The sequence below is a fragment of the Clostridium lamae genome (genome assembly GCF_033043255.1).
GTDB lineage: Bacteria > Bacillota > Clostridia > Clostridiales > Clostridiaceae > Clostridium > Clostridium lamae.
The window spans coordinates 1-17,954 of the sequence record NZ_JASCQJ010000005.1 but is presented as its reverse complement, the minus strand read 5'-3'; the positions used below and the strand labels follow the sequence as shown (position 1 = coordinate 17,954).

General features: G+C 27.4%; 16 protein-coding genes. 5 read left to right on the top strand and 11 right to left on the bottom strand.

Annotated elements, in window-relative coordinates; translation table 11 throughout:
- Positions 1 to 36 precede the first annotated feature (36 nt).
- Positions 37 to 1,155: a Ger(x)C family spore germination protein gene (locus tag QK892_RS04105; protein ID WP_317272261.1), complete on the bottom strand. Its 1,119-nt coding sequence runs from the start codon at positions 1,153 to 1,155 to the stop codon at positions 37 to 39.
- Positions 1,145 to 2,566, bottom strand: coding sequence for a spore germination protein (locus QK892_RS04100; RefSeq protein ID WP_317272260.1), 1,422 nt, complete (start codon positions 2,564 to 2,566; stop codon positions 1,145 to 1,147). Before QK892_RS04100 ends, QK892_RS04105 begins: the two co-directional genes overlap by 11 nt.
- Positions 2,567 to 2,894: 328 nt before the next feature.
- On the opposite strand from QK892_RS04100, the gene QK892_RS04095 reads away from it, so the two are divergent.
- The 4 genes from QK892_RS04095 (at position 2,895) to trpS (ending at position 5,767) form a co-directional block, all read left to right on the top strand.
- The gene (locus QK892_RS04095; RefSeq protein ID WP_317272259.1) at positions 2,895 to 3,989 is read left to right on the top strand and encodes a GerAB/ArcD/ProY family transporter; all 1,095 of its coding nucleotides are present in this window, start codon (positions 2,895 to 2,897) and stop codon (positions 3,987 to 3,989) included.
- Between the two features lie 175 nt (positions 3,990 to 4,164).
- Positions 4,165 to 4,320: a zinc-ribbon domain-containing protein gene (locus tag QK892_RS04090; RefSeq protein ID WP_317272258.1), complete on the top strand. Its 156-nt coding sequence runs from the start codon at positions 4,165 to 4,167 to the stop codon at positions 4,318 to 4,320.
- A gap of 137 nt (positions 4,321 to 4,457) precedes the next feature.
- The gene (locus QK892_RS04085; protein WP_317272257.1) at positions 4,458 to 4,616 is read left to right on the top strand and encodes a hypothetical protein; all 159 of its coding nucleotides are present in this window, start codon (positions 4,458 to 4,460) and stop codon (positions 4,614 to 4,616) included.
- A 143-nt stretch (positions 4,617 to 4,759) separates the two neighbouring features.
- Positions 4,760 to 5,767 carry a tryptophan--tRNA ligase gene (trpS, locus tag QK892_RS04080; protein WP_317272256.1) on the top strand — a complete coding sequence of 336 codons (1,008 nt, stop codon included), beginning with the start codon at positions 4,760 to 4,762 and terminating at the stop codon, positions 5,765 to 5,767.
- Between the two features lie 71 nt (positions 5,768 to 5,838).
- Here trpS and QK892_RS04075 read toward each other — a convergent pair whose 3' ends face one another.
- From QK892_RS04075 to galU, 3 genes are all read right to left on the bottom strand, one after another.
- A complete protein-coding gene (locus tag QK892_RS04075; protein ID WP_317272255.1) occupies positions 5,839 to 6,771 on the bottom strand; it encodes a DMT family transporter in 933 nt (310 codons plus the stop codon).
- A gap of 15 nt (positions 6,772 to 6,786) precedes the next feature.
- Positions 6,787 to 8,640 (bottom strand): winged helix-turn-helix transcriptional regulator, encoded by a 1,854-nt coding sequence (locus QK892_RS04070; protein ID WP_317272254.1) that lies wholly within the window; start codon positions 8,638 to 8,640, stop codon positions 6,787 to 6,789.
- A gap of 179 nt (positions 8,641 to 8,819) precedes the next feature.
- Positions 8,820 to 9,689, bottom strand: a complete 870-nt coding sequence (gene galU, locus QK892_RS04065; protein WP_317272253.1) for a UTP--glucose-1-phosphate uridylyltransferase GalU — start codon at positions 9,687 to 9,689, stop codon at positions 8,820 to 8,822.
- Between the two features lie 342 nt (positions 9,690 to 10,031).
- Between galU and brnQ the strand changes: the two genes are divergently transcribed.
- Positions 10,032 to 11,303 carry a branched-chain amino acid transport system II carrier protein gene (brnQ, locus tag QK892_RS04060; protein ID WP_317272252.1) on the top strand — a complete coding sequence of 424 codons (1,272 nt, stop codon included), beginning with the start codon at positions 10,032 to 10,034 and terminating at the stop codon, positions 11,301 to 11,303.
- A gap of 1,003 nt (positions 11,304 to 12,306) precedes the next feature.
- Here brnQ and QK892_RS04055 read toward each other — a convergent pair.
- From QK892_RS04055 to QK892_RS04030, 6 genes are all read right to left on the bottom strand, one after another.
- Positions 12,307 to 13,329, bottom strand: a complete 1,023-nt coding sequence (locus QK892_RS04055; RefSeq protein WP_317272251.1) for a hypothetical protein — start codon at positions 13,327 to 13,329, stop codon at positions 12,307 to 12,309.
- Positions 13,310 to 14,206: an ABC transporter ATP-binding protein gene (locus QK892_RS04050; RefSeq protein ID WP_317272250.1), complete on the bottom strand. Its 897-nt coding sequence runs from the start codon at positions 14,204 to 14,206 to the stop codon at positions 13,310 to 13,312. Before QK892_RS04050 ends, QK892_RS04055 begins: the two co-directional genes overlap by 20 nt.
- A complete protein-coding gene (locus QK892_RS04045; protein WP_317272249.1) occupies positions 14,207 to 14,590 on the bottom strand; it encodes a GntR family transcriptional regulator in 384 nt (127 codons plus the stop codon).
- 20 nt (positions 14,591 to 14,610) lie between these two features.
- On the bottom strand, positions 14,611 to 15,192 hold the full coding sequence (locus QK892_RS04040) for a hypothetical protein (protein ID WP_317272248.1): 582 nt from the start codon (positions 15,190 to 15,192) through the stop codon (positions 14,611 to 14,613).
- Positions 15,193 to 15,331: 139 nt separating this feature from the next.
- The gene (locus QK892_RS04035) at positions 15,332 to 15,937 is read right to left on the bottom strand and encodes a sugar transferase (RefSeq protein ID WP_317272247.1); all 606 of its coding nucleotides are present in this window, start codon (positions 15,935 to 15,937) and stop codon (positions 15,332 to 15,334) included.
- Between the two features lie 37 nt (positions 15,938 to 15,974).
- Positions 15,975 to 17,831: a polysaccharide biosynthesis protein gene (locus tag QK892_RS04030; protein ID WP_317272246.1), complete on the bottom strand. Its 1,857-nt coding sequence runs from the start codon at positions 17,829 to 17,831 to the stop codon at positions 15,975 to 15,977.
- Positions 17,832 to 17,954 lie beyond the last annotated feature (123 nt).

Genomic DNA, 17,954 nt, shown 5'->3' with positions numbered 1-17,954 from the left:
CATTATTTACTAATTGCATTCATAATTCCGTATATTTTATAAACTATTTTTTATAATTGATGTTCCTTCTATAACCATATTAACATTTACTTCTAATTCAGTTATACTTATAGGATTTTCTATAGATTCTTTTGAATACTTAACATCTAATAGTCTTCCAATATCGAATACATCTATTCCTTCTTCTTTATATTTTTCAAATGCATTTTTAAGATAACTCTCAATTTCTTTTTCTTTTGCTACTTTTATATAATCTAGTAAATTTTTATCTATTGTTGCATTTCCTTGAATCTCTGCTATAGATACTAAAATTTCTAGATTCTTTATTAATTTTATTGAATTTCCATCATAAATTACATTGCTATTAGTATTATTACCTAAAATCTCTAAAGTTATAAACCCTTTTTCATCTTGAGGATTAGAAATTTCTAAAACTCCTTTACTTACTTTATTCATTAATAAATTATAGCTCATAGCATCCCTTGAATCTATTCTATCCACTAGTCTACCACCTTGAATAACTGATCCTCCACCTATTTGTATTTTTTTATCTAGAGCATCTTCTCGGATTTCAATACTTCCTATAATAAAAGTATTATTTGATTCTATTATATTACTCAAATAATCATTCATATTAGCTCTCATAGCTTTTGGATTCCTGGTATTTTTATGAACTAGTTCCTCAAGATACAGTCCTAAGTATTCTTCATCACTTGATGTAATTTTTAATAAATCATCTACTTCACCATAATACACAAATAAATCTGGTTTTATTTGAAACTCTTGGTTATTATCTATTAAATCTGTAAACCTACTTATTCCTTCCTTAGAAGCTCTCTCTGTAAATATGTAAGATCTATTTTGAGAATAATTAATTTCATAACTAGATGCTAAATTTATATCTCTTAATGCTTCTAGCACTGTCTTACCCATTCCCTTATATATTATCCTTTTCCCTTTATCTGAGCTCTCATTTGTGCTTCTATAAGGCTTTACACTATCAACATAAATTACTGCTCTTCCAAAATCATCAGTATCAAAAATAATACTAGTTGCAAAACTAACTTTATTAATATCCCTATAATTAAAACATCCTACTAATAATAAAGGAAGAAATGCAATGGAAAGAACTTTTATAACCCTCTTATTCTTCATCTTTATCTCTCCTCTTTATAAAATCTTTTGATATTCTCTGTAATGGACCTCTCAATACTACATCCTTGAATTTATACTCACTTATACTTCCAAGTGGGAATAAGAATTGATATCCTACAGAATCTAATTCAGCTAATTGTACTAACATTAATAAGCTTCCAGATAAAAATCCTGGTATTCCAAATGCAGAAGCAAAACAAACTAATATTATTGCCCAGAATGATAAAGCTCCATAGAGTTTTGGTATTAAAAAATAAGATAACGTGCTTAATGCCACTACTATAATAGTAATTCTTGAAGCTATTCCAGCACTTACTGCAGCATCACCTAATATTAATGCTGAAACTATACTCATTGCACCACCAATTGGTTGAGGCAACCTAAGTCCAGCTTCTTTTATAAATTGAAAAGCTAACATCATTAAAAGTACTTCAATAAATGTTGGAAATGGAACCCCAGCCCTTGAAACAGCTAATCTAAACATAAATAAAGATGGTATCATTGAAAAATGATATGTTATTACTGCTACATATAATGCCGGTACTAAAGTTGCTATAAAAAAAGCTATCCATCTTAACATTCTGTTAAAGTTACTATAATACTTATTTAAATAGTAATCATCTGGCATTTGGAAATTTTCTAAGAAGAAATATGGTGCTGTAATTACAAAAGGAGTTCCATCAACTATTACTCCTACTCGTCCTTCCAAAAGTTTTGCACAAACCTCATCTGGCTTTTCAGTATATCCAATAGTATCAAAAAAACTTTTTTTGTTTTTTAAAGCATCTTCTATGTAATTAGTATCTAATATAAATCTTAAATCTAAATCCTTAATCTGATTTTTTATTTTTTCTATTAACTTCTTAGGGGCAACCCCGTCTAAATAGCATACAGCTACAGATGTTTGAGATTTCTCCCCCACTACTATAGCTTCAAACTTTAAGTCTGGATTTTTTATACGCCTTCTAATTAGTGCTACATTATTAACTATTAATTCATTAAACCCTTCTCTCGGTCCCTTTAAAACCGATTCAGTTTCTGGAGTACCAACTCCCCTTACTGGAAATCCTTTTGTTTCTACAAACATTATTTCTTTATAATTTTCGAAGACAACTGCTGGATCTCCTGACAATACATGCATTATAGCATCATCTACATCTTTTGCTATTCCTGCTGCATTTATATCTAATGTATTTTCTATGATTTCTTGCAATGTAGCAGATTTACCATTTTCGGGTTGTAAGACCTCTGCTTCTCTTAATGGTGCTACTACATATTCGCTTATCATGATAGCATTACATAAATCATCTATAAATACTATAGTTGCTTTGCCTAGCACAGTATTAACTGGCCTATATTTTACATCAAAGGAATTTTTCATTTTTCCCTTTATATATTCTAAATTATTCATACACATCACCTCTTTGTATTATTTGTACCAATACTGTTTAATATTCATTTTTTTGCTAATACTAGTAAAGTAAATATTATGCTGCTTGCTCCGTCGCAAGCTCCAAGTCGCCGAAAAACATAATTTCCTTTACTCAAATTGAAGGTGATAATTCCTCGGAGCTCGGAATTATTTTTTATTTATTTGAGGTGCTTAATATAAGTAATTAAAAACTAATTTTAGTATTTATTCATATATTTGAAGATTTTTGTTAATACTTTTAAAAGAATGTAAAGTAAAGAATTACTTTTTATTAAATTTTAATAATTACAAATGAAAGGGATTTATTATGAAAAAAATTTCTAGTAAACATTTTGTTTTATTTATACTTGGTGTATCCATTGTTTCAGTTAAAACTTATATGTCAATATTTATAGACGTAGGGGGAAGAGATACATGGCTTTCTTCTTTATTAGCAAGTATTGTTTTCATTGGTTGTTTATTATGCATAACTAAGATTTATAAATCTACTAATGCTTCTGATATAAATGAAATCTATTTTAAAGCACTACCAAAGCCTTTTGCATTAATTTTTCTATTTATATTCATATTAGCCTTATTTATAAATTCTATAGAGGCAGCAGCTGTTGAAGCTAATGTACTTCATACAACTTTATTTATTGATACTCCAGTTTGGTATGCATTAATATTTTTCATAGCTCCAACTCTATTTATTTTCAATAAGAGTATTCGAACAATATTAATCTTTATACTAGTAAGTGTATCTATATTTATAGCAAATGGGTTTGCTTTTTTCATTTTTTCACAATCATATAAAGACATAAACTATTTACTGCCAGTATTCGGTTCTGGAATATCATCTAAGTTTTTTATTACGGCTTTAATGATTTTAGGGGGATTATCTTCCTTTATGATAGCAATACCATTTATAAAATTTATTGATAAGAGTGAACATATCAATAAACATAGTTTCTATGCTGGTACAATCGTTATTGCTTTTATAGTAATTTCATTTGTAGGTGCTATAACTGCTTTTGGTCCTCTTAGAGCAGCCAATATATTTTATCCTGAGTTTGTACTAAGTCAAAGAATTGAAGTCGCTGGATTTTTAGAAATGGGTGAATTATTCTTCATAATTCAAACAGTTATTGGTTTCTTTGTAAAATATGTCTTATCAACCTATGCTATTATAATAATATTAGATAGATACTTGAAAAATAAACCTCTATTTATTGGTATATATACCTTTATAGTGTATGTTTTATCAAATTTCTTGGGTATGAATAATATTTATCTATATACAATTCTTAAGTATATACAAATCGTGAATCTAATAGCATTTATTGTAATACCTTTGTTAGTATTTAATATATATAATCTTAGATTTAGAAGAAAAAAATTAGCAGAAAAGCATAAAAAATAATTTTTCTCAATTTTTGTAATATTCCTTGCATTATTATTACTTTATGATATAATTAAGATGAATATTTAAATGATTAGGAAAAAATTCGATACATCTGTCCCCTTAAAGTTCATAGATTGCCTTAAGGAAGATATTATCAGTTTGTACCTATGAATTTTAAGGAGGAATTTTTAAAATGGAAGATAAGAAAATACTTTGTAAAGATTGTGGAAAGGAATTTATTTTCACAGTTGGAGAACAAGAATTCTACAAGGAAAAAGGATTTGACAATGATCCTGTAAGATGTCCTGATTGTAGAAGAGCTAGAAAAGCACAAAATAACAGAAGATAATATCTGTTATTACTAAATGAAGACTGTATTAAGATTTCTTAATACAGTCTTTATTATTTGCATTTCATTTATTTTCCAGAATTTATTTATTAATTTTGCATATGCTATATTTAACAAAAGATTAGGAGGGTAAAAATTTGAGGTTTTTAAAAATATCATTTACTTTATTGGTTTTGATAGTTTTAATTACATTTATTTTTAAATATCCTTTTTGGATAATTAATATTATTATTTTGCTATCAATTGCTACATTATTAATAGATGTTTTATCTAACACAAAGAAGAAATCATTTTAAACAATAAAATGATTTCTTCTTTTTATTTCAAATTAGTACATATCTCCATTATTATTGACATGATAATTTTCCAAATCTATAATATAAGAATATAGTTAAAGGTTATTTATGCTAATTATGCACAGGTGAAAGGAGTGCTTAACTTGGAAAATAATATAGAAAAAAAGAAGGTTATATTTAGCGGTATCCAACCTTCTGGTCAATTAACATTAGGGAATTATCTGGGTGCTATAAAAAACTGGGTTAACCTACAAGATGAATTTGATTGTTATTTTTGTGTAGTAGATTTACATGCAATCACAGTTAGACAAGAACCAAAGGATTTAAGACAAAGAACTTTAGAGGTTCTAGCTATTTATATCGCTGCTGGTATAGATCCTAAAAAGAATACTTTGTTTATTCAATCCCATGTACCATCACACAGCGAAGCAGCGTGGTTACTAACATGTAATTCTTATATGGGTGAACTAGCTAGAATGACTCAATACAAAGATAAATCTCAAAGATATGGGGATTCCATAGGGGCTGGCTTATTTACCTATCCAGTTTTAATGGCAGCTGATATCCTTCTATATAATGCTGATTTAGTTCCTGTTGGCCAAGACCAAAAACAACATTTAGAATTAGCTAGAGATATAGCAAATAGATTTAACAATGTATATAGCCCTACTTTCAAAATACCTGATCCATATATTCCAAAGATAGGTGCAAAGATTATGAGTCTTCAAGAACCAACTAAAAAGATGTCTAAGTCAGATGATAATCCTAATGCTTATATATTAATTATGGATCCTCCTGATGTAATTAGAAAGAAGGTTTCTAGAGCGGTAACTGACAGTATTGGAATCATTAATTATACTGATGAACAACCAGGTGTTAAAAACCTATTAGATATATTAATTGCAATTAATAAAACTACAGCCGAAGAGCTAGTAGAATATTATAAAGGTAAAGGCTATGCAGATTTAAAGAAGGATGTATCTGATGCTATTGTATCTGAATTAGAACCAATTCAAAATAAGGTTAATGAAATCCTTAAAGATAAAAAGACTTTAGAGGAAATATATAAGCTGGGTTCTGAAAAGGCTAGCTATGTTTCTATGAAAACTCTTAGAAAAATGCAAAAGAAGATTGGATTAATTCCTAGATAATGAAAAATTTACAAAAGAGCTGTTGTAAAATGACTTAATTTCACTTACAACAACTCTTTTATTAATGTTTATTATTCATTATAATCTTTAGCTACCAAATATGATCCAATCATAATTATTGAACCAAATATAATAGTTTTAATAGATATAGGATTCTTTAATAAGATTAAATCAAATAATATAGCCCAAACAACATATGTTATATTAAGTCCCATAGCTTTCGTTGCGCCAATTTTGTAAATAGCTGCATAATAACATAAATATGATATAGTTCCAAATAAAGCAGTAACAGCTATTAAATAAATTACATTATTTTGTAAAGTATTCATAATTAGAGGAAATGCTTTAATTATAGGTATTATGATAAATCCATATACTACTGCTGATGTTAATTGTCTAATTTGTAATGCGCTTTCTGAGTCTACTTCATCATCTTTCATACCATATGCACAAATAACAGCTTCTGATCCCCATCCAATTATACATAATGAAACAAAAATAAATCCTAGAATACTTGCCCCATCCGATCCTTTTGTATAACCCATTGCTACTATCCCCAATATGCTTAGTGCTAATCCTATATATGCTTTTTTATGAAGCTTCTCTTTTAATATTATAGCTGCTAATATAGCACCCACTGCTGGGTATATTGAAGAAAATGAAGCCGTATATGATGCACCTAAATATTTTATTGATAATAAATATCCAGTCATACCTATTGGACCACCCAACAAAGCTCCCAACACTACATATCTTGCGCTTTTAGTTTTAAATGACTTAACTAATCTACCAACTTGTCCTTTTGCTGCTAAATAAATAAACGTCCAAATTGTAGAAAAAAAGTCATGTAGAAATGTACTTACTAATGGTGCTAATAACATTGCATTTGAATCGCTTATAAATGGAGTTGCTCCTAAGATTATACCAACTAACACAGTATCTATTCCCCAAGTTAAAGCTGATACTACTCCATAGTAAACCCCTTTATTTTTCTCAATATTCATGATACCCTCCGTTTTTTAAATAATTTTGTATAAGATTTCAATATTCTTCCTTGCTCTATTATATCTTTCTATACCATATGTTCCGAAATCATCCCCCTCTGCCTCTTTTATTAATGTCCATATAGACCATAGAAAATCCTGAAAAATTTTATTCATTAAAATTTTAACTTTATTATTCTTTTCTATCTCTCCTTCAAAATATAATCTGAAAAATAACTCATCATCCTCTTCATTAAAACCACATTCTAATGAGAATGCAGCTAAATCCCACATTTCATCATTAAGACCACTATATTCCCAATCTATTAGATACATTCTTCCCGTATTATCTTTAATAAAATTTTCTGGAACTGTATCATTATGAGATGGAACAATTTTATATGAATAATTATGTATCTTATCTTTTAAATCCATTACTTTTGACCTAACTAAATCATAATCATCGTAATATTTAATATTATGTTTTCTTAAAATATTTTCATATCTACAAATTTCTTCAAATACATCAAATGTATTTTTTATATCTAAATTAGAATTATGTAATCTTCGTAATAAATCTGCAACTAAAATCATATTTTCTTCTTTTTTAGCTGATCTAGAAGTTAGTGTTTCTGCGCCACTTATAAATTTTGATATTTTTATACCAGTCTTTTCATCAAAGTTAACAACATCTACATTTAGTCCTATACTTGCAGATAATTTAGAATTTATCATTTCATTTTTTCTACTAATCATATTCTCAGTACCGGCACCAGGCACTCTCAATATATACTCTTCTTTATCTATAGTTACTTTATAATTATTGTTTGTCATTCCTCCAGCTGGAATCACATCTATACTTTCATCTCCTGATAAAACTATGTACTCACTAATAATACTTTTTATATAACCCACCTCTAGTTCATGATCTTTTCGTTTAATTCTTTTATACAAATAATCTTTTGTATAGTTATATTGCTTAATATTATCGATTTCTCCCCAAATTAAATCATCTATTTTTAAACATGATACCTTATAATCTCTAGATATGTCTAATAACATATATTCATAATTTAAATATGGATTAATATTATTTTTAAACTCATTTATCATCATATTATATAACTTTCGTGATATTTTACTTATTCCTATCATCTCTCCATCAATTCTATTAAATTGATGGATATCTTTAGCCATTTTAAATAAAAACCCATCTTTTAATTGAACAAATGCTTCGTCTCCAGAACCACTTTCATTAGTTATTAAAATACAATCTCTAGATTTATGCTTTACTACTTCACTAATTGCTTGATTTTCAAAAATCAAATCACTTTCGACTAGAACAAAATCATCAGTAATATATTCTTGTGCTAAAGCCAATGAATACATAGTTCCTGTCCATTTGTATTTATTATTAGTAACAAAGAATATATTTTTCTCATTTTTTAAAGTATCCTTTAAATACTTATCTGAATATCCAGTAACCACAATAATTTTCTCTATTCCATTGGACCTCAATATATCTATAGTTCTTTTAATAAGTGTAACTTCATTAATTTTTAAGGTTGCTATAGGAACATCAAAATCCTCTATTTTGCCAGCTGCAAGAATTACTGCTTCCTTAACATGATAATTAACATTATCATTTATTATAAGTTTTGTATCCTTCATTTCTTCTAACTTCTCTCTTAAATGCAATTCACCCTTTTCTGTCACAAAATATTTAATTCCTTCACTATCATTACATTTAGTAAGATAATTCATTTGAATACATTCCTTTAAAATAGCATTTATCTTTCCTAAAGAAATTCCACTCTTCTTTGATAAAGATCTTTGACTTAAATTAGGATTTTCAATAAGAATACTTAAGACTTCAAATTTTCCCTCCATAAGCTCCCTCCTTTGTTCATTTTTTGAACTTATTTTAGTATATAATATTTTTACAATTTTTTCAACAATATTTTCTAACTTATTAAACAATTAGATATTATTTTACAAAAAAAGAGAATCCACGAACTTAAAGTGAACTCTCTTTTTATTTTATTAATAGTTATCCAAACCTGAAACTATTATTTTTCCCAACTTTTACTATTTAAATAATCTATGAATGGCTCTCTTAGCTCATCTCTCTTTAACGCAAACTCTATAGTTGCTTGTAAGAAACCAAGCTTATCTCCAACATCGTATCTTCTTCCTTCAAAGTTATATGCATACATAGCTTCACTCTCAATTAGAGTTTGTAATGCATCTGTAAGTTGTATTTCTCCACCCTTGCCAGGCTTTGTATTTTGCAACACATCAAATATTTGAGGTGTTATTATATATCTACCTAAGATAGCCACATTACTTGGAGACTCTTCTATAGCAGGTTTTTCAACTAGCTTTTTGACTTTATAAACTCTATCTTCTATATGAATTCCATCAACTATACCATACTTATTAACATCTTCTTTTGCTACGGTTTGAACTCCTAATATTGATGTCTTATACTCCTTATAACAATCCATTAATTGCTTTAAGCAAGGAACTTGAGAATCAACCACATCATCCCCTAATAATACTGCAAAAGGCTCATTACCTACAAAAGCTCTTGCACATAAAATAGCGTGCCCTAATCCTTTAGGTTCTTTTTGCCTTATATAATGGATATCTACCATATCTGATATATTTCTTACCATTTCAAGTAATTCATCCTTATGATTCTTTTCAAGCTCCATTTCTAGTTCTACTGATTTATCAAAGTGATCTTCTATACACTTTTTGTTTCTTCCCGTGATTATTAATATTTCCTCAATACCTGAAGCAACAGCTTCTTCAATTATATATTGAATAGTAGGCTTATCAACTATTGGAAGCATTTCCTTTGGTTGAGCCTTTGTTGCGGGTAAAAATCTAGTCCCAAGTCCCGCTGCTGGTATAATTGCTTTTCTTACTTTCATATATATCCCTCACATCTAAACTCATTTTACATAATATAACAAATTAATTGTAACATATTATTTATCATAAAACAATTCTATATAATACTCTTTATTAAGTCCATTAATTTTTTATTGTAATAATATAATCTTCTTATTAATTTACTACTTTAGTTATCAATATAAAATATTGGTAATCAATACATATATTTATCACGGTTATTGCTCAAATATTTAAGTTAATATTTATTGAAGCATCTCTATCATTATGTTAATATATCTTAGTATTATTTAATATTTACATAGAAACATTAAATTTATTTTAATAATTATAAAATATATGTAAAAACTAAGGAGGAAATGATGAAAAAAAGCACTAAAGATTCTATTATAGTCGGATTTGCTCTATTTTCTATGTTTTTTGGAGCAGGTAACTTAATATTTCCTGCATATTTAGGAAATACAATAGGAGATCAGTATATTCTAGGAATTATTGGTTTCATATTAACAGGAGTAGGTCTACCACTCTTAGCAATACTTGCATGCGCTAAGGGTGATGGAACATTTAAATCTATTTCAAGGAAGATAGGTCCAAAATTTTCAGTAATTCTTACTGCAATTTTATTTATTGCTATAGGCCCTATGCTTGCTATACCTAGAACTGCCGCAACTACTTTTGAATTAGCAATTAACCCATTTTTTCAAGGAATATCTCCTTTTGTAGCTATGGCTGTGTACTTTTTAATCAATTTATTCTTTGTTTTAAGTAAAACATCAATAATTGATAGTATTGGAAAATATTTAACACCTGCACTTATGGTATTACTTTTTGTTTTAATAGCTAAAGGATTATTTATGCCGATTGGTACTATTAATGAAACTAATGCAATAAATGTATTTCCTAATTCTCTATTAGAAGGTTATCAAACTATGGATGCTATAGCAGCTCTTTTATTTGCAGGAATGATAACAACATCTTTAAAATCTAAAGGATATAAAGGTAAAGAAATGCCAACTATGATTTTAAAATCAAGTTTAATAGCAGTGATAGGATTAGCCTTTGTTTATGGTGGATTAACATATATAGGTGCTCAAACTGTTGGTTTAGCATCATCTGAAATAGGAAAGACTGGATTACTAATATTAATTTCTAAAAACATTTTAGGAAATATAGGACCTACTCTTATTGGAATAGCAATGGGACTTGCTTGCTTAACTACATCAATAGGTTTAATAACTGCAGGTGCAAACTTCTTTGAAAAAACATCTAATGGTAAGCTATCTTTTAAACTTAATGCAATAATAATATCAATAATAAGTTTAGGTATTGCTACCCTTGGAGTTGACAATATAGTAGTTTTATCAGTACCTATTTTAAATGTACTTTATCCAGTTTCAATTACTCTTATTGCAACGACACTTTTATCAAAATATATTAAAAATATAAAAGCAATTAGAGCTGGTGTTTATACATCATTAGTCTTTGGAATATTATTTGCAATTCCAGGTATTAATTTAAACTTTATTCCACTAGCAGATATGGGCTTTGGTTGGGTAATTCCAACACTAATAGCCATTATATGTGGATATATTAAATTACCTCCTAACTATAATGAAGGAGTTCAACCAGAATAAAAATAAGAGGTAGATATTATATTCTTTGCTCCGTCGCAAGCTCCAAGTCGCCAGAACATAATATCTACCTCTTCGTGTAATAAAGGAAATAATTCCTCGTTTCATTCGGAATTATGAAAGTTATTTACGGAATAATATTCTATAAATTACCAACTGCACAAATAATATATTTATAATTTCGTCGCAAGTTCCAAGTCAACGCAAACTACATATATCCACTTTGAAGCTGAAGGAAAGGAATTTATAAAAAATTATTTACAGGGTAATATTTTATAAATTCCTTAAATTATATAAAAGTATCTTTATCGCTTTTCTTATTACTTGGAATTTATCCAAGTCGCACTCATATGATAGTTTCCTATTTTTAAATTAAAGGTAATAATTCCTCATTTCATTCAGAATTATGAAAGTTATTCATGTGATAATCTTTTTATAAATCCCTAAATAGTAAAGTAATATATTGCTTGCTCCGTCGCAAGCTCCAAGTCGCCAGAACATAATATCTACCTCTTCGTGTACTAAAGGAAAGGAATTTATAAAAGTATCATTATCGCTTTTCTTATTACTTGGAATTTATCCAAGTCGCACTCATATGATAGTTTCCTATTTTAAACTAAAGGTAATAATTCCTCATTCCATTCGGAATTATGAAAGTTATTCATGTGATAATCTTTTTATAAATCCCTAAATAGTGAAGTAATATATTGCTTGCTCCGTCGCAAGCTCCAAGTCGCCAGAATATAATATCTATGTCCTCACATCACAATAAATTTGTTCTTATGATACATTTGTATAATCAATTAATTATAGATTATACCTCTATAAAAATATTACATTAATGGTAGTATTCTATTTTTTCATTATTCATCGTGCTATTCACCTTTTTATTGTTTATAATAGTATTTATCTTTCAAAAAGAATTACTGTAAATAAATTAATTTCAGAAACTCCGCAAGGAGTTTTTTCCATAATTCTACATTTTACATTTTACATTTTTCATTCCCTAATAGTATTCATCTTTTTTAACTTTCTTAAAGCTTTTAAATGCAAAATAAGATATCATACTTACTACTATAATTATTACAAACCGTATAACTACTAATTGATACTCTCCTAATGAGTACTTAAAATAAATGTCATCTATCAAGTTACTTATGTAAGGTGCACTTACTATACCTCCAGAGGTTATTAGCATAAAGCTTGCCACTTTTTTAGGAAACTCAAGTATTATCCCTTCATTCATATTTTCTACTAACATTTTATTTGTTAATATTTTTGAGATGTAAAGTAAAACTATCCCTATAAAAATGAAGAAACCTGACATACCTACAATCTGCAATATAGAAATGCTATTCCCTATGGTTGAACCACTTAGATACTCAATTAATCCATTATAAACATATGTTAATCCATATACTTTATCAAAGAAATGATAACTAAGTATTGGGCTGAAATCATAAGTAAGAAATACTAAATATATAAGGCTAACTATTACTGCTCCAACTAAGTAATATAGGTTAGAAAAAATACTATCTAGTATGGCTAAAACACCTATTCCTAATACCGACATACTAATTATTCTAACAACATCTAATATTACTGTTTTAGGAAAATTATCAATATATATTAAGAGGTCATAATATTGAATATAATATTTTAATATTACAGATAAAAATATTGCTATATATATGATAACAGAAATCACTACTATAATTAGTTCTCTTATTCTAATATCTCTTCTTGAGAATGGTCCTGATAATAATGTAGACCACTTCTTCCGTTTAAAAATTCCGACAGTTATAGAATATACAATTGATATATAAGCAATTAAAGATAATACACCTTCATCTGAAAATATAAATCTTACATCTTCCTGATTATAAATATAATATTTTATTTCCCAATTAAAATATCCGTCTGTTATTATTAAAGTAACCATAAAACTAGCTACATAAACTATGCATAATAGAAGAAAGATATTAGCATCCCCTTGATAGAACAAATTATTATTTAAATACTTCTTCATTGCTATCCTTCCCCTCTATTCTATTTATAAACACCTCTTCTAGGCTTAAATCTATTTCCTCTACAAATAATGGATTGAATTTTTGAACAAATTCTATAAAATCATTCTCATTGTCTTCTATTACTATAGTAAATACTCTTCCAACTTGAGAAATATTAAATATTCCTGGGAAATTCAAATCTTCCTCATATATAGGCATGTCAAAAGCTATTTGTATTTTCTTAATATTACGCTTTATATTATCTAAACTATTATGATATTCAACTTTTCCTTCATTTAATATCAAAATATCATCACATATTCTTTCTAACTCTATTAAGTTATGTGAACTAATAATAACTGATTTATCTCCCTTTGATACTTCTTCTAATATTATCTTAAGTACCTTCTCTTTTAAAATTGGATCAAGGCCTGAAGTAGGTTCATCTAAAACTAATAATTCTGCATTTAAGGAAAAGGCTATCATTAAATTGACTCTCATCTTCATTCCTTTAGATAGCTGTAAAAACCTTTTATTTAATGGAATCTTAAATATCCTATTTATCTTATAAAACTTTTCTTCACTAAAATTGGGATACAAGCCTTTATAAAAATTAACTATTTCTCTTAAAGTAATTAAATAAAAACTATTATGCTCATCTGGAACAAAGGCTATTTTTTTCTTAATATTTGGATTATCGTAAATTTCTTCACCATTGTATATCAAACTCCCCTCTGTTCCTTTATAAATTCCAACTATTCCTTTTATTAATGAAGTTTTCCCTACTCCACTCGGTCCAACTATTCCTAATACCTTTCCCTTATCTAATGAAAAATTTATATTATCTAATATCTTGTAATCTCCATAGTTCAAGGAATAATTTTTTAGCTCCAACATTTATATTTCACCCCTAATTTTCCTATATTCATGACTTAACAATGAAATTAAGTCCTTTTCTTCTAGGCCTAAGTAATTAGCTTCTAATATAATTCTTTTAAAATCTATCATTAACTTATTTAACTTTTCCCCGGAAATATTATTTTTATATTCATTACTTATAAAAGTTCCCTTCCCTTTTATAACTTCAACGATTTTTTCTTTTTCAAGTTCTGTATATGCTTTACTAACAGTATTAGGATTTATAGTTAGAAGTATAGAAAGCTCTCTAACAGATGGTAATTTGTCACCTACTTTAAGAACTCCCTTAAATATAAGTTCCTTAATTCCAATTATAACTTGCTCATAAATTGGAGTGCTAACCCGTGGATCTATTTTTAGCATAAAATCACCTCTATATTAGGCTATTGATATATTACTGAATAATAATCAACTACAAACCCTTCTCCTTCATCTATAACTATTAAATATATAGTTATTGGAATCTCTTCATCTTCATACGCATTTTTAGTTGTTCCATCTTCATTAGAATAAGACTTTTTAACAGTCATATTATAGCTACCATATCCATCTAGTCTATATACCCTCGGATTATCGCTTCTATTATATTTAGAGATATTCTTAAAAGAATCCTCATAATTATTTTTAAGATTTATTAAAGAATCATAATCTACTTCTTTCATTTCATAGCTAAATAATACAGGTACACTTTCAGATATAAATTTATATGAATTATCTAGCCCTACATATAACCTGTACCTTTTTGATATACTTTCTAAAAACTCTATTGAAGGAACATCATAATACCCATTATCATCTTTAACTGTTTCAAATGTATTTATATATCCTATGAAATTAACTATTGCATCCTCTGGCCTATTAAAGGTATCTTTCTTTTCATATAATTTTTGTCTATTGCCAAAAGCAGATACTATAAAAAAAGCTAAAATAACACCAGCAATAGCTAAGAACGTTGACCTTTTCATATATATTCCTCCTAAAGAATAAAAAAAAATACTAAGTGTACTATAATGTGTAGTACACTTAGTATTATATGGAATTATCTGTATTTATACAATTATTTTTATCTTAATTTTTTCTTAACTCAAAAATTCTAAAAATAACTTAAATACATTTTATTATTGTTTTTATAATTAAATATATATCAAAAAATATGTTAGACTTTTCAATATATTCAATATTCAAACTTAATTTATCTTTCATGATAACATTAATATAGTATTCTTCAGGATTATCCACTTTCCCAAGTATATCATTTTCATCCTTATATCTTAATGATGCCATATCTGTTATACCTGGTCTAACACTTAATACTTTTCTTTGTTCTTCATTATATAACTCTACATATTTAGGCACCTCCGGTCTTGGACCAACTAGGCTCATATCCCCTTTAATAACATTGAATAATTGTGGTAATTCATCTATTTTAAATTTCCTTAAAAAAGCTCCAACATTAGTTATCCTATTATCTCTTCCTACAGTTATTTGCTTTCCAAGCTTTTCAGCATCACTTACCATTGTCCTAAATTTATATATATTAAATTCCTTACCGTATCTACCAACTCTTTTTTGTAAGAATAATACCTTTCCTTTTGAGTCTAACTTTATTACTATACTTACTATTATAAATACTGGCGACAATATTATTATTCCAAATAAAGATATTATGAAATCAAAAACTCTCTTTACTAATTGATTTGTTTTACTCATTATTTATCCTCTATTTCTATATAAGATTAATTATAATTTACTCCTTAGTTATTGCTACTTCATTTACTTCTGAGGGTTCCTTATATGTTGGTACTATTTGCTTCATTTTTTTTCTTATTAACTTATCATTATTTTCTTTTAATAATTCTCTTAGTTCTTCCAACTTCTTATTTAAGCTATCAATACTTTCAAATGTTGGCTTTCCTATATATATTTTATTATGCCCAGTATTTGTTAAACCCTCTTCACTCATAAGCAATTCTTCATATAATTTTTCACCTGGTCTTAAACCTGTAATTTTTATTTTTATATCTCTATTTGGCTCTAATCCAGATAGTTTAATTAAATCTATTGCTAAATCATAAATTCTCACAGGCTTACCCATATCAAGAACAAAAATTTCTCCACCTTGTGCAAAACATCCAGCTTGAAGCACTAATTGTGCCGCTTCTGGAATAAGCATGAAATATCTAGTTATATTTTTATGAGTAACAGTTACTGGTCCTCCGTTTTGTATTTGTTTCTTAAACAATGGAATAACAGATCCGTTACTACCTAATACATTACCAAATCTCACAGCAACAAACTCAGTATCACTTATAATGTTATATGATTGTATAATCATCTCACAAAGTCTCTTAGTGGCACCCATTATATTAGTTGGATTTACAGCTTTATCTGTAGATATTAATACTAACCTATCTATTTTATTTTCATGAGCAGTTTTTACTAGATTTAAAGTACCAAACACATTATTTTTAATAGCCTCTTTTGGACTATCTTCCATTAAAGGAACATGCTTATGTGCAGCTGCATGAAATACTACATCAACTTTATATTTATTAAATACTTCATCTAATCTTTCTTTATCTCTTATAGACCCTATTAAAACCGACATATTTATATCTGGATATTTAGATTTAAGTTCATTTTGAATATCATAAACAGTATTTTCATATATATCAAATAAAATTAATTTTCTTGGACCAAAAGGAATTATTTGCCTACATAATTCTGAACCAATAGATCCACCTGCTCCAGTTACTAGAACAACTTTATTATTTAAATAGTTAGAAATTCCCTTGTTATCTAAAACCACAGGATCTCTTCCTAATAAATCTTCTAATTCAACATCTTTAATTTTACTAACTGTAGCCTCTCCACTTATTATTTCATAGATTCCTGGGATTATCTTAACCTTACAATTAGTTTTTTTACATATATCAAGAATTTCTCTCTTATTTTCATTATCAATAGAAGGTATAGCTAAAATAATGGTATCTATTTCTTTTTCTTCTGCTAATCTTACAATATCTTCTCTCTTACCTTCAACCTTAATTCCGCTTATACGCTTTCCTTGTTTAAACTCTCTATCATCAATTAATAAAATAGGATTTAATTTCAGATTTCTTCTAGAAAGCATTTCATTAATAATCATGGTACCAGCAGATCCTGCTCCAATAATCATAACTCGTTCTTGATCATTTGCATATTTATATGGCATATATAATAATGCTCTTCTATAAACTCTATATAAAATTCTATATCCTAGTGTAAATATACATACTAACATAGTACCAATTACAGATACATTTAAAGGTATAGTAGCACCATAATTTCTAGTATATAAAATAACAATTGCTCCAGCTAATATTCCACCACCTGCACCTAATAAAAATTCATCTGTTCCTGTTAAATGCCATAGTGAACTATACATTTTGAAAAACGCAAAACATATTATATAGATTAATATTACAACTATCATATCTTTTTGATAAATAGTTGCAATTTCAGTAAATCTATCAAAAAAAGTTATATTAATAGCTATTAAATATGCCATATTAATAATAAAAATATCTATTATTACTAATATAAAAGTCTTAATCTTACTCATCCTACTCGCTCCTAAAAGATAATATTATATAACCTAGTAATGACTTATATAATTATACTACTAATAATATTATATTGTCTATAATAAGAGAAATTTACAATATATAATAACATTTAATTACTA